Source organism: Serratia plymuthica NBRC 102599 (assembly GCF_001590925.1).
Classification (GTDB): domain Bacteria; phylum Pseudomonadota; class Gammaproteobacteria; order Enterobacterales; family Enterobacteriaceae; genus Serratia; species Serratia plymuthica.
In genome coordinates this window covers 64539-79019 of record NZ_BCTU01000032.1, presented here as the reverse complement: position 1 = coordinate 79019, position 14481 = coordinate 64539, and the positions used below count along the sequence as shown (strand labels likewise).

Below are 14481 nucleotides of genomic sequence, written 5' to 3'. Positions count from 1 at the left end.
TCTTTTTTCGCGCAACCTTCATCGGCGTTGCGGGGCGCATTATGCGTATATGGCCGTTTTGCGTCAACAAGTTTTTTCCCGAAAAAGCGGCTGGATGTGTTGTTTGTCTGGGTTGTGAACAGTATGGTGATAAAATCATCAATTCAGGTGATTAATGGTTGAAAACATCAATAAAAAAGCGGGCCATGAGGCCCGCCCTGGATATAAAACCCGCGTGATTACTTGTAGGCGGATTGATGGACGCCAACGGCACGGCCAGAAGGATCGTCCATCTTTTTGAAGGATTCATCCCATTCGATGGCTTTCGCTGAAGAACAAGCCACTGACGGGCCGCCAGGTACGCATTCGGCCGCGCTTGGCAGTGGGAACAGCTCTTCGAAGATTTCGCGATACAGGTAGCCTTCTTTTGAGCTCGGCGTGTTGTACGGGAAACGGAAACGTGCGGTTTCGAGCTGTTGATCGCTGATTTGCTTCGCAGCGACTTCTTTCAGCGTGTCGATCCAGCTGTAGCCCACGCCGTCGGAGAACTGCTCTTTCTGGCGCCAGGCCACGCTGGCCGGCAGATAGGATTCAAAACACTCGCGCAGGATGTGTTTTTCCATTTTGCCGTTGCCGCACATTTTATCTTTCGGGTTGATGCGCATCGCCACGTCGAGGAATTTTTTATCCAGGAAGGGGACGCGAGCTTCCACGCCCCAGGCGGACATCGCCTTGTTGGCGCGTGCGCAGTCAAACATATGCAGCGCCAGCAGTTTACGCACGGTCTCGTCGTGGAACTCACGCGCATCCGGTGCCTTATGGAAGTACAGATAACCGCCGAACACTTCGTCCGCACCTTCGCCGGACAGCACCATCTTGATGCCCATCGCTTTGATTTTACGCGACATCAGGTACATTGGCGTGGAGGCGCGAATGGTGGTGACGTCGTAGGTTTCGATGTGATAAATCACGTCGCGGATGGCGTCCAGGCCTTCCTGCACGGTGAAATGAATTTCATGGTGCACTGTGCCCAAATGGTTGGCCACTTCCTGCGCGGCGCGCAGATCCGGTGAACCTTCCAGGCCGACGGCAAAGGAGTGCAGCTGTGGCCACCAGGCTTCGCTGCGCTCTTGATCTTCCACACGGCGTGCGGCGTATTTTTTGGTAATGGCGGAGATTACGGAAGAATCCAGGCCGCCAGACAGCAGTACGCCGTACGGCACGTCGGACATCAGGTGGCTTTTCACCGAATCTTCCAGCGCGTTGCGCAGTGCGTTGGCATCGGTCACGTTGTCTTTGACATTGTCGTAATCGAACCAGTCGCGCTGGTAATATTCGCGGATCTCACCGTCCTGGCTCCACAGATAGCTGCCCGCCGGGAATTCTTTGATGGTGCGGCAGACCGGCACCAGCGCTTTCATTTCGGAGGCGACATACAGGTTGCCGAATTCGTCATGGCCCATGTAGAGCGGGATAATGCCCAGGTGATCGCGGCCAATCAGGTAAGCGTCTTTCTCTGAATCATAAAGGGCGAAGGCGAACATGCCCTGCAAGTCGTCGAGGAAATCGATGCCTTTCTCCTGATACAGCGCCAGGATCACTTCACAGTCGGATGCGGTCTGGAACTCGTAGCGCTCGCCCAGTTCTTGACGCAGTGCCTGGTGGTTATAGATCTCACCGTTTACGGCCAAAACGTGGGTGTGCGCAGCGTTGTACAGCGGTTGGGCGCCATTGTTGACGTCGACAATCGACAGGCGCTCATGCACCAGAATGGCTTTATCGCTGGCGTAAACGCCGGACCAGTCCGGGCCGCGGTGGCGCATCAGACGAGACAGCTCCAGCGCTTTCTTACGCAGTTCAACGGGATCGGACTTCAGATCGAGCACACCGAAAATAGAACACATATAACGACTCTCCTAACGACTTTTTTAGACTGTGATGTTGATTTGCTGTTATGGGCGGCGTGGCCGGTTCATCAGCGATGACGCGGTTTTGCTGCGTTGTGTTTATGAAAATGCGTCAAAACCGGCAGGGGATGCAAGTGTTTTAGCGTTACGCAGAAAAATAGTTGTTTGGGGGTTGTCGATTTTTAGCGGATATTCAGTTTTTATCGTTTTTAATTAGAGAATATTCAATTTTTAGGTGGATGAGTGAGTCGCCGGCCAATTTTACCGGCGACTCGTTGCCGACTATCAGGCGGTCAACTGCCACAGGGTGAAGGCGGCATCCGGTGTCCAACCGGGATTCGAGGTGTGTGCCTGGAGGCAGGTGTATTTTTTGCCTTTATAGGTCACGACATCGCCCGCCTTGTAGTTGTGATTGCTCTGCCACTCGGTCACGCCCGGTTCAGGCGGAGTACCGCCGTCTGCGGTTTTCACCGCCAGCGCACTGCTTGGCAGCGAGGTATTTCCCTGGTTGTCGGTTGCGGTGACAAAATAGCTGTATTGAGTGGATGGGGTCAGACCGCTGTCCTGCAGCGAAAGGCCGCCGGTCTGGCCGATGGCGTTGCCGTTGCGGTAAACGCTGTAACTGGCGATCGGCGCGGTGCCGGTTGCGGCGCGCCAGCTCAGTGTCAGCGAGGTAGCCGCCAGTTCTGAAGCTGCCAGCGCCGTGGGTGCATCAGGCTTTCCCGGCTGCGGTGGGGTGACGCCACCCTGGATCAACGGCGCATAGCGCGTTTTGAACTCCCAGTTATAGGCAACGCCGGCGCTGCTTTTGCCGTTGTCCCAGTTGATCGACCAGGTCATCAGCCCCTTGATCGACAGCCCTTTGGCATCCAGACGTTTGAAAGCGTTGAACACCGCCTGCGGATTGATCACATAGCCGCTTCCTGCTGCGTCCACGTTGCTTGGCAGGCCGATCACAAACTTGGCCGCCGGGATCTTGGTATAACCGCGGGTGCCGGTAACCAGGCTTTCGGTCAGGTAATAAAGAAACTCTTCTTTTTTGGCATCGTCGACCTGGGTGATCCAGGCATTGAGTTCGTCAACCCAAATGCCATCGCCGCCCTGGTTATAGAACTGCGGCGCGATAAAATCATAATAGCCTTCGAGTGCGGTAATATAATCCAGATAACTGCCGTTGGTACGCAAATAAGGGAATTCAGGCGCCATGCTGATAATGAATTTTTTGCCTTGTGCGGCATAATAATCCTTAACTTTTTTCAGCGCGGCGGGCAATACGGTTTTGTTATTGGCTGCGCCAATCGCCGCTTGTTCCAGGTCAATATCCAGGCCGTCAAAGCCATAGGTTTCTACCAGACGAATAATTTCATCTTTCAGCTTATCTTCATCGCCGGTTTTCAACTCGATGTGCGCGTCTGCGCCGCCCAGTGAAATCAGCACCGCCCGGCCCTGACTGTTCAACACGCCAACCTGGCGGCGGAACTCGGCGTCGGACAGGTTGTAAGGTTTGAAGGTAGGAATGCCTTCGCCTTTCATAAAGGCGACCGCCACCACATTATATTCAGGCGGAATATCGGTCAGATCCATATTGACGAATTTGCCTTGCTTGTAACCATCGCTGGCGCCGGCGAGCCAGTTATGCCAAAAACCCATCAGGATTTTTTTACCGGTCAGGTCTGGCATCGCGGCAGCAGCGTCTGCGGCTTGTACGTTGATAATATTATTCGTGCTCATTGTAGCCTCGTTATCTTTTTGAGTAAGGGTATTTTCACTCGCCGGCAATTCAGTGATTGGCGGGGTGTAAATACATAGTGCGGATTTTTAACGAGGGCAGGCTGAAACCTTTTGCGTCCATGAATAAATTAAATTCACGCTGGCGAAGGTTTTATTATTGAGATAATGGGGCAGAGGCGGCCATTGAGGCCGCCGCAGGAATTAAAAAATGGTGATGTCGGCTACGGAGGGGAAAATATAGCTCGGACGGAACGGCATGGTTTCGACATCGTTAAGCGTCGAGACGCCGGACAGCACCAGCACGGTTTCCAGACCCGCCTGGAAGCCCGCCAGAATGTCGGTGCGCAGGTTGTCGCCCACGATCACCGTTTCTTCCGAATGCGCCTGCATCTTGTTCAGCGCGGCGCGAATGATCCACGGGCTTGGCTTGCCGACGTAAAACGGCTTGCGGCCGGTGATCTTTTCGATAGGCGCGCACAGCGCACCACAGGCCGGCGTGAAGCCATGACCATGGCTATCCGGGTTGGTGGCGATAAAGCGCGCGCCGTTATTAACGAAGTAGGCGGCCTTGTGCATCATATCCCAGTTGTAGGAACGGGTTTCGCCGACAATCACGAAGTCCGGGTTGATGTCGGTAATGGTAAAACCGGCCTTATAGAGTTCATGAATCAACGCGCCTTCACCGACCACGTAGGCTTTTTTGCCTTCCTGGCGGCGCAGAAAATCGGCGGTGGCCATCGCGGAGGTATAAAACGCGCTCTCAGGCACTTCCAGCCCGGCGGCGGCAAAGCGGTTTGCCAGATCCTGCGCGGTCTGCGACGGGTAGTTGGTCAGCACCACCAGCGGCATGCCCTGTTCCTGAATGCGCGCCAGGAAAAGATCGGCGCCGGGAACCGGCGTGTTGTCATGCAGCAGCACGCCGTCGATATCACATATAACGTTCTTGATTGTCATCGTTGCTGTTTCTCATGATTTACGGCAGGCAAAAACGCGAAGATGCACACCTGCCTGAAGCGGCGGCTCAACTTTCCAGCAATCGCTGCAATAGTACACCGTTGAGCATTGCCCGCTTGGCCAGGGCGAAAGCGCCGATCGCCGAGCGATGATTGAGTTCGGAAGTGACCACCGGCAGATTTCTGCGGAAGTCCTTCAGTACCTGAGTATTGATGCAGCTTTGGATCGCCGGCAGCAACACTTTTTCGGCTTCGGTAATTTCCCCGGCGATCACCACTTTTTGCGGATTAAACAGGTTAATGGCGATAGCCACCGCTTTGCCGAGGTAACGGCCAACGTGCTCGATCACTTCGCTGGCCAGCAGATCGCCACGGTTGGCGGCTTTGCAGATGGCGGCGATGCTGCAATCGTCGAGCGTCAGCTTGCTTGGATAACCCTGAGTCAGCAAATGGCGCACGCGGTGTTCAATCGCGGCGTTGGCGGCTACGGTTTCCAGACAGCCGAAGTTGCCGCAGTGGCAGCGTTCGCCCAAGGGATCGATCTGAATATGGCCGATTTCGCCGACGTTGCCGTTATTGCCCAGGAAAATCTGGCCATTGACGATAATGCCAGCACCGGTACCCCGGTGCAGACGGACCAGAATAGAGTCTTCGCAGTCACGGGTGGCGCCAAAGTAATGCTCCGCCAGCGCCAGGCTGCGGATATCGTGGCCGACAAAGCTGGTGACGTTGAAACGTTGCTGCAGGTTATCGACCAACGGCCAGTGGTTGACGCTGATGTGCGGCATGTAGCGCACCACGCCCAGCGCCGGATCAACCAGACCCGGCAGGATCACCGCGATGGCGATCAGTTCGCGCAGCTTGCGCTGGTAGCTTTCGATAAACTGCGCAATGGCGTTGAACAGTGCATTTTCCAGCGTCTCTTGCGTACGTTCCGGCAGCGGGTAGTGTTCTTCACCGAGCGATTTTCCGCTCATGTCGTACAGGGTTATGGTGGCGTCGTGACGCCCAAGACGCACCGCCACGGTGTGGAAGTGCCGGGTTTCGGAGACAATGGAAATGGCGCGACGGCCGCCGGTGGAGGCTTGCTGATCGACTTCTTTGATCAGCCCGCGCTCCAACAGCTGGCGAGTAATTTTTGTGACACTGGCGGGCGCTAGCTGGCTGAGTTCGGCTATCTGAATGCGCGAGATCGGACCCTGCTGGTCGATCAGGCGGTACACTGCTGCGCCGTTGAGTTGCTTGACTAAGTCAACGTTCCCTATTTGTGCCTGTCCGCCAGTACTCATCAATAATTTTACTCGCTGTTCATTAAGTTAAACCTCGTTACCGTTAACGAGCGTTTTGGTGATATTAAAATCACGGGTAAATGCGGTCAGGTTTGCCACCTTGCCGGCTTCGATTGTGCCTAACAGGTGGTCTACGCCGATGGCGCGCGCCGGATACAAGGTCGCCATCCGCAGCGCTTCGTCCAGCGCAATGCCGACGTGCTCTACGCTATTTTTCACCGCGTCGATCATGGTCAGCGCAGAGCCGCTCAGGGTGCCGTTCTCATCCACGCACAGCCCGTCGCGATAGTATATTGTTTTACCGGCAAAAATAAATTGGTCAATCTCTGCGCCCGCCGGGGCGGTGGCATCGGTGACCAGCACCAATTTATCACCTTTCATGCGCTTGGCGTTACGGATACTCGCCCAGGCCACGTGATGGCCGTCGGCAATGATGCCGGTATACACTTCAGGCGTATCGAAAATCGCCCCCATCAACCCAGGTTCGCGCCCGGTGATATACGGCATGGCGTTATACAGATGGGTCGCGAAGGTGACGCCGGCGGCAAAGCCGGTGCGGGCCTGATCGTAGGTGGCGTTCGAGTGGCCGGCGGAGACCACGATGCCCGCCGCGGTCAGCTGTTTGATAAAGTGCGGCTCCACCATCTCCGGTGCCAGCGTGACTTTGGTGATCACATCGGCGTTGGCGCACAGATAGTCGATCATCTCGCTGGTCGGTTTGCGGATAAACGCCGGGTTGTGGGTGCCTTTTTTCAGCGGGCTAAGATACGGCCCTTCCAGATGCAGGCCAAGCGCCTGATTCGGGTGTTTTTTCAGATAAGTGCGCATCACATCGATGCTGTGCTTCATAAACTCGTCGCTGCTGGTGATCAGCGTCGGCAGATAGCTGGTGCAACCGGATTTTTCGTTGGCGCGCTGCATGATCTCCAGCGTCTCTTCCGAAATGGCCTCCAGCGAATCGTTAAATTGTACGCCGCCACAGCCGTTAAGCTGCACGTCGATCAAACCGGGGGCCAGGATAGCGCCACCCAGATCGCGCGTTTCCATGTCGGCCGGCAGTTCAGCCAGCGGACAGACTCGTTCAATCAGTCCATCAGCGATGATTACCGCATGGTCGTCAAGCACGTCGTGGCCGGTGAAAATCCGGCATTGGGTTAAAGCGAACATCGTAGCCCCCTGCAAAAATTAAAGACTCTTAACGCTTTCCGCTTCTAATTCGCGGAAGTATTTAACGGTTTTGACTTTCAGTTCCATGGTGGAAGGTTCATCGCACACCACAACCGCTTTGGCGTGCAGCTGCAGGCAACTGATGGTCCACATATGGTTGATATTGCCTTCCACTGCGGCTTCCAACGCCTGTGCCTTGGCATGGCCGGTCACCAGGATCATCACTTCTTCTGCGTCGAGCAGCGTACCTACACCTACGGTCAGCGCGTATTTCGGCACCAGGCTGACATCCCCGCCGAAGAAGCGGGAGTTGGCGATACGGGTATCTTCAGTCAGCGTTTTGATGCGGGTACGCGACGCCAATGATGAAGCCGGCTCGTTAAACGCGATATGACCGTCAACGCCGACGCCGCCCATGAACAGATGGATTTTACCGTAAGATTTGATTTTTTCTTCGTACTTACGGCATTCGGCGTCAACGTCCGGCGCATTGCCATTCAGCAGGTTGATGTTTTCACTTGGAATATCAACGTGATCAAAGAAATTACGGTACATGAAGGTATGATAGCTTTCCGGGTGCTCCTGCGGCAGGCCAACGTATTCATCCATGTTGAAAGTCACAACATGCTTAAAGCTTACTTCACCTGCTTTGTGCATCGCAATCAGATGTTTGTAGGCTTCGAGCGGAGTACCGCCGGTTGGCAGGCCGAGCACAAACGGACGCTCCGCAGTGGGTTTGAATGCGTTGATGCGCTGGACGATATGGCGGGCGGCCCATTTGCCGACTTGTGCAGTATCTTTCAGTGGGATAAGTCTCATCTAACACCTCTTTGGGTAAGTAAACTAAAGCTATACTGTACGGGCCTGTACAAGAGTCTAAGCGTAATCCAACTTTATGATTCTCACGTGAAGCGTCAGTCCCGATGATTTTTCGAATGATAAAATAAGTTTTGTGTGATGGCTAGCAATGTGGCAGCTTAAGACTACTTTTTGGTGATATAAATCACAAAAAAGGAGCTTTTAATTTGCGATACGAAATAATTTTTTTACACTCCGCATGAGTGATACGTGCCATGCGTTATTTCTAAAAGGTAGTGAGAGAGTTAAATAAACTACTAATAGGGTCCGTCCGCGGACAACATAGGGGGAAAAGGTGAACATTCTTAGTTATTTGCAAAAAGTGGGCCGCGCCTTGATGGTGCCGGTTGCCACGTTGCCCGCCGCCGCGATCTTGATGGGCGTCGGGTATTGGATTGACCCTACTGGTTGGGGCGCCTCCAACGCTCTCGCTGCTTTCTTTATTAAATCCGGCTCTGCCATTATCGAACACATGTCGGTGCTGTTCGCCGTCGGTGTGGCTTACGGCATGTCCAAAGACAAGGACGGCGCCGCTGCGCTGACCGGCTTTGTCGGCTTCCTGGTATTAACCACCCTGTGTTCACCGGCCGCCGTGTCGATGATTCAGAAGATCCCTCTCGACCAGGTGCCTGCCGCGTTTGGCAAGATTGAGAACCAGTTCGTCGGTATTCTGGTGGGTATCATCTCCGCCGAAGTCTACAACCGCTTTAGCAGCGTTGAGTTGCCGAAGGCGTTGTCGTTCTTCAGCGGCCGCCGTCTGGTGCCTATCCTGATCTCCTTCCTGATGATCCTGGTGGCCTTCATCCTGATGTATCTCTGGCCGATGATCTTCGGTGGCCTGGTTAACTTCGGTGAACACATTCAGAAGCTGGGCTCTGCTGGCGCCGGTATCTATGCATTCTTCAACCGTCTGCTGATCCCGGTCGGTCTGCACCATGCGCTGAACTCGGTATTCTGGTTCGACGTGGCCGGCATTAACGACATCCCTAACTTCCTCGGCGGCCAGCAATCTATCGAATCCGGTAAAGCGGTTGTCGGCATCACCGGCCGTTACCAGGCGGGCTTCTTCCCAATCATGATGTTCGGTCTGCCGGGTGCGGCGCTGGCGATCTACCACTGCGCGCGTCCGGAAAACAAAGCCAAAGTGCTGGGTATCATGATGGCGGGCGCCTTTGCCGCCTTCTTTACCGGGATCACCGAACCGCTGGAATTCTCCTTCATGTTCGTGGCTCCAGTGTTGTATGTGATCCACGCGATACTGACCGGTATTTCGGTATACATCGCTGCCAGCATGCACTGGATTGCCGGTTTCGGCTTCAGCGCCGGTCTGGTGGATATGGTGCTGTCGTCACGTAACCCATTGGCGACCCACTGGTTCATGCTGATCCCGCAGGGCCTGGTGTTCTTCGCCATTTACTACGTGGTGTTCCGCTTCACCATCAACAAGTTCAACCTGATGACCCCAGGGCGCGAACTGGCGGTTGCCGGTGACGAAACCGACGGTTATGACGTCAACGTTGGTACCGACGGCGGTAAAGACGAAAACGAAACCACTACCCTGGCACGCCGTTACGTGGGCGCCATCGGCGGTTCTGACAACCTGACCGGCATCGACGCCTGTATCACCCGTCTGCGTCTGAACGTGAAAGACTCTGCGCTGGTGAACGACGCGGTGGCGAAACGTCTGGGCGCTTCCGGCGTGATCCGCCTGAACAAACAGAGCGTGCAAGTGATTGTCGGCACCCGTGCGGAGCTGATTGCCAGCGCCATGCGCAACGTGGTCGCCGCAGGTCCGATAGCGGCCACTGTAGCGCCAGCTGCCGCGCCTGTTGCCGAAGCCAAGCCGCAAGCAGTGCCTAATGCGCCTAAGGTGGCTTTTGAGACGCTCGTGGCACCGGTAACCGGTGAAGTGGTGTTGTTGGATCAGGTTCCTGATGAAGCCTTTGCCAGCAAAGCGGTGGGTGACGGCGTGGCTATCCGCCCGACCGACAAAACCGTGGTGGCGCCGGCGGACGGCACTATCGTGAAAATCTTCAACACCAACCACGCTTTCTGTCTGGAAACCGACAAGGGCGCGGAGATCGTAGTGCACATGGGTATCGACACCGTGGCGCTGAACGGACAGGGCTTCAAACGCCTGGTAGAAGAGGGCGCTGAGGTGAAAGCCGGCCAGCCGATTCTTGAGCTGGATCTGGACTTCCTGAACGCCAATGCCCGCTCGATGATAAGCCCGGTGGTGGTCAGCAACTCTGACGACTACGCAGGTCTGGCGGCGCTGGCGACCGGTTCCGTGGTGGCCGGCCAGACCAAGTTGTTCGACATCCAGAAGTAAAGTGTTTTACCTGAGTAGTACCCAGGGTGTTTAACGAGTCATGACGGAACACACCCTACCTTTGGCGGGAAGAGAGCGATCTCTTCCCGCTTTTTTATGGGCGCAATTTGCCCCTTTGTGGTGCTGTGGTCTATTGCGGTGCAGCGCGGCACATTTTTCGTGAAACAAACGGTTGTTTCCGGGCGTGGCTTGTTGGATCATAGGCGGTTATGTGTAGCGCTTTGCATTGAGGAATAGTCAAATGAGTGAGGCTGAAGCCCGCCCAACCAATTTTATCCGTCAGATCGTCGATGAAGATCTGGCGTCAGGGAAACACGCGTCGGTACATACCCGTTTCCCGCCGGAGCCAAATGGCTATCTGCATATCGGCCATGCCAAATCCATCTGCCTGAACTTCGGCATCGCCCAGGATTATCAGGGGCAGTGCAACCTGCGTTTCGATGACACCAACCCGGTAAAAGAAGACATCGAATTCGTTGAGTCAATCAAGCACGACGTAGAGTGGCTGGGCTTTGAGTGGAGCGGCAACGTCCGTTACTCCTCGGATTACTTCGATCAATTGCACCACTATGCGGTTGAGCTGATCAACAAAGGTCTGGCCTATGTCGACGAACTGTCGCCTGAGCAGATCCGCGAATATCGCGGCAGCCTGACGGCGCCTGGCAAAGACAGCCCATATCGCGGCCGCAGCGTGGAAGAGAATCTGGCGCTGTTTGAGAAAATGCGCAAGGGTGAGTTTGCCGAAGGCGCTGCCTGCCTGCGAGCCAAAATCGACATGGCTTCACCGTTCATCGTGATGCGCGATCCGGTGCTGTACCGCATTAAATTTGCAGAACACCATCAGACCGGCAACAAGTGGTGCATCTACCCGATGTACGATTTCACCCACTGCATTTCCGATGCGCTGGAAGGGATCACCCATTCGCTGTGTACGCTGGAGTTCCAGGACAACCGCCGTCTGTATGACTGGGTGCTGGATAACATCACCATCCCTTGCCATCCGCGTCAGTACGAGTTCTCGCGCCTCAATCTTGAGTACGCCATCATGTCGAAGCGCAAGCTGAACCAGTTGGTGACCGAGAACATCGTTGAAGGCTGGGATGATCCGCGTATGCCGACCGTTTCCGGTCTGCGCCGCCGTGGTTATACCGCGGCTTCAATCCGTGAGTTCTGCCAGCGCATCGGTGTGACCAAGCAGGATAACAACGTTGAAATGGTGGCGCTGGAGGCTTGCATTCGTGAGGATCTGAACGAAAACGCGCCGCGTGCGATGGCCGTGCTGGATCCGGTGAAAGTGATCATCGAGAACCGGGCGGAAGGTGTGGAAATGGTCACCATGCCAAACCACCCGAACAAGCCGGAAATGGGCAGCCGCGAAGTGCCGTTCAGCAGTGAGATTTATATCGATCGCGCCGACTTCCGCGAAGAAGCCAACAAGCAATACAAGCGTCTGGTGCTGGGCAAAGAAGTGCGTCTGCGCAATGCGTATGTGATCAAGGCTGAACGCGTTGAAAAGGATGCCGAGGGTGAGATCACCACCATCTTCTGCAGCTACGATGCGGACACGCTGAGCAAGGATCCTGCCGATGGCCGCAAGGTGAAAGGCGTGATCCACTGGGTCTCCGCTGCACATGCGCTGCCGGCGGAAATCCGCCTGTACGATCGCCTGTTCAACGTGCCGAACCCGGCGGCGGCAGAGGATTTCCTCGCCACCATCAACCCGGAGTCGCTGGTCGTCAAGCATGGCTTCGTGGAACCAAGCCTGGCTGCTGCACAGCCGGAAAAAGCCCACCAGTTCGAACGTGAAGGCTATTTCTGCGCCGACAGCCGCGACTCTTCGGCTGAGCATCTGGTGTTTAACCGCACCGTTGGCCTGCGTGACACTTGGGCGAAAATCGACGCCTGAGCGTGATACACCGCTGATGGATGAAAGCGCAACTTCGGTTGCGCTTTTTTTATGGTGTTTGCCTCTTTTCCCCTCCGATCATGCCTCATTTCATCAATCTGATTTAAAACTTTCATCACAGCGATTAATCATCAATTCCTTGATATAAAGCACCCTTCAGTTAATATTATCTTATATATTCGTGATGCGAATTAATGTCATTTGGAGAGCGCTCTCATAGTTTCCTTTCTGGCTGACGATTTTCATTGAGCTGAAACCATTAATCGTCTCTGATTGACCTTGTATCAGTATTTATTCTGATTTTATTGAATTTTTTATTCGACATCCTCATTGCATAGCGGCGTAACGATATCTCATCGATATGTGCTCTTTGTCATACTTTGACAAATCTCTCTCATTTTTCATTTGATAATTCGCGTCGCGAAAAATAGTCTGTCTGTAGCAATAAGTGCTGTGGGGATTTCACCCCGCCGCAATATTTTTTTACCCGATTGGGTTTTTTATTGGCAGTCGTGCAGGGCAGTGGTGAACACGGGCGGCTGCAACTTTTAAAGTTAAGTCAAAGAGGAATTTCATTATGGGTACGCACGGTGCTCAGCGTAAAACGCTGGCGCTCGCTATAGCGGGTGCGCTGTTGGGAACAGGGTTTGCCATGGCCCCTGAGGCGAAAGCCGCAGGGTTTGTCGATGATTCCACGCTGACCGGCGGTATTTATTACTGGCAACGTGAGCGCGACCGTAAAGATCTCAATCCGACCAGTGACGATTACAATAAATACACCACCAACCTGTCGCACTCGACGGCTAACCTGAGCCTGGATTTCGCTTCGGGCTATGCCTGGGATATGTTCGGTCTGGACGTGGGCGCGTTCACCGCCATTGAGCTGGCCGAGTCCAGCGCCAGTGGCCACCCGAACGAAATCGCATTCTCCTCGAAAAACCGTACCTATGATGAAGATTACAGCGGCGACAAAGGCGGCATCAGCTTGTATAAAGCGGCCGGTAAGTTCAAATACGGCCCGCTTTGGGCGCGTGCCGGTTATATCCAGCCAAGCGGTCAGACGCTGCTGGCGCCGCACTGGAGTTTTATGCCTGGCACCTATCAGGGGGCCGAGGCCGGCGCCAAGTTTGACTACGGCGATGCCGGCGCGTTGAGCTTCTCCTACATGTGGACCAATAAGTACAAGGCGCCATGGCATATCGAGATGGACGACTTCCGCCAAAACGATAAAAAAACCGGCGTGTCTTACCTGCACTCATTAGGCGCCAAGTACGACTTCAAAAATGATTTGGTGCTGGAAGCGGCGTTCGGTCAGGCCCAGGGCTATGTAAACCAATATTTCACCAAGGCGTCTTATAAGTTCGATCTGTTGGGCAACCCGTTAACCACCAGCTACCAGTTCTACGGTGCGGAAGACCGCATCAGCGACAAAAACGATGCTAACAGCATTTACGATGGCCTGGCCTGGCTGCAGGCGTTGACCTTCGGCTACACCACCGGTCAGTTCAACTGGCGGCTGGAAGGCACCATGGTGAAAGCCGAAGGCAATCAGGGCTTCTTCCTGCAGCGTATGACGCCAACCTACGCCTCCTCCAACGGCCGCCTCGACGTGTGGTGGGATAACCGCTCCGACTTCAACGCCAACGGCGAGAAAGCCGTTTATGCCGGCGTGATGTACGACCTGAGCAACTGGAATCTTCCGGGCATGGCGGTGGGCGGTTCTTACGTGTATGCCTGGGATGCCAAACCAAGCACCAACCCGATCTACGATCAGAGCCAGCGCCTGAAAGAGAGCGCCTGGAGTCTGGACGCCATGTACACCGTTCAGGAAGGCCGTGCCAAAGGCACCTTGCTGAAACTGCATTACACCCAGTACGACAATCACACCAATATCCCAAGCTGGAGCGGCGGTTACGGCAACATCTTCCAGGATGAGAAAGACGTCAAATTCATGGTTATCGCGCCATTCACCATCTTCTGATGCCTTCCCCGGCGGTGACGCCGGGGATGCTTAAAAGGGAATATAACGATGAAAAAAATGATGCTGACGTTGGCCGCCGTGGTCACGTTGAATGCCTGTGTGCAGCCCGCCGCACCGCCGGAAGATACCAAATTGAAACAGGCGTACAGCGCCTGCATTAACACTGCGGAAGGTTCGCCGGAAAAACTGCAGTCGTGCCAGGCGGTGCTGAACGTGCTGCGGCAAGAAAAGCAGCACCAACAGTTTGCCGCGCAGGAAACGGTGCGCGTGATGGATTATCAAAGCTGCATTCAGGCAGCCCACAGCGGTAACGGCCAGGCCTACGACGCCAAATGCGGCAAGATTTGGAAAGAGATCCGCGAAAATAACAATTAATTA

The 14481-nt window shown here is 54.7% G+C and carries 10 protein-coding genes; 4 read left to right on the top strand and 6 right to left on the bottom strand.

Going from position 1 to position 14481, the window contains the following annotated elements:
- Positions 1 to 218: 218 nt before the first annotated feature.
- The 6 genes from asnB to nagB form a co-directional block, all read right to left on the bottom strand.
- Entirely contained in the window at positions 219 to 1883 is a 1665-nt protein-coding gene (gene asnB / locus SPL01S_RS20690; protein WP_004949649.1) for an asparagine synthase B, read from the bottom strand.
- Positions 1884 to 2171: 288 nt separating this feature from the next.
- Positions 2172 to 3617 (bottom strand): chitinase ChiC, encoded by a 1446-nt coding sequence (gene chiC, locus SPL01S_RS20685; RefSeq protein ID WP_063202549.1) that lies wholly within the window; start codon positions 3615 to 3617, stop codon positions 2172 to 2174.
- Positions 3618 to 3818: 201 nt separating this feature from the next.
- Positions 3819 to 4571, bottom strand: coding sequence for an HAD-IIA family hydrolase (locus SPL01S_RS20680; RefSeq protein WP_004949656.1), 753 nt, complete (start codon positions 4569 to 4571; stop codon positions 3819 to 3821).
- 67 nt (positions 4572 to 4638) lie between these two features.
- Positions 4639 to 5859, bottom strand: coding sequence for a DNA-binding transcriptional regulator NagC (nagC, locus tag SPL01S_RS20675; protein ID WP_004949658.1), 1221 nt, complete (start codon positions 5857 to 5859; stop codon positions 4639 to 4641).
- Between the two features lie 27 nt (positions 5860 to 5886).
- Positions 5887 to 7026 carry an N-acetylglucosamine-6-phosphate deacetylase gene (gene nagA, locus SPL01S_RS20670; protein ID WP_063202547.1) on the bottom strand — a complete coding sequence of 380 codons (1140 nt, stop codon included), beginning with the start codon at positions 7024 to 7026 and terminating at the stop codon, positions 5887 to 5889.
- An 18-nt stretch (positions 7027 to 7044) separates the two neighbouring features.
- On the bottom strand, positions 7045 to 7845 hold the full coding sequence (gene nagB / locus SPL01S_RS20665) for a glucosamine-6-phosphate deaminase (RefSeq protein WP_006324089.1): 801 nt from the start codon (positions 7843 to 7845) through the stop codon (positions 7045 to 7047).
- A 334-nt stretch (positions 7846 to 8179) separates the two neighbouring features.
- On the opposite strand from nagB, the gene nagE reads away from it, so the two are divergent.
- From nagE to chiQ, 4 genes are all read left to right on the top strand, one after another.
- Positions 8180 to 10216 carry an N-acetylglucosamine-specific PTS transporter subunit IIBC gene (gene nagE, locus SPL01S_RS20660; RefSeq protein WP_063202545.1) on the top strand — a complete coding sequence of 679 codons (2037 nt, stop codon included), beginning with the start codon at positions 8180 to 8182 and terminating at the stop codon, positions 10214 to 10216.
- Positions 10217 to 10457: 241 nt separating this feature from the next.
- Entirely contained in the window at positions 10458 to 12122 is a 1665-nt protein-coding gene (gene glnS / locus SPL01S_RS20655; RefSeq protein WP_004949671.1) for a glutamine--tRNA ligase, read from the top strand.
- Positions 12123 to 12699: 577 nt separating this feature from the next.
- On the top strand, positions 12700 to 14103 hold the full coding sequence (gene chiP, locus SPL01S_RS20650; protein WP_006324091.1) for a chitoporin ChiP: 1404 nt from the start codon (positions 12700 to 12702) through the stop codon (positions 14101 to 14103).
- Between the two features lie 48 nt (positions 14104 to 14151).
- Positions 14152 to 14478 carry a ChiQ/YbfN family lipoprotein gene (gene chiQ, locus SPL01S_RS20645; protein WP_063202542.1) on the top strand — a complete coding sequence of 109 codons (327 nt, stop codon included), beginning with the start codon at positions 14152 to 14154 and terminating at the stop codon, positions 14476 to 14478.
- Positions 14479 to 14481 lie beyond the last annotated feature (3 nt).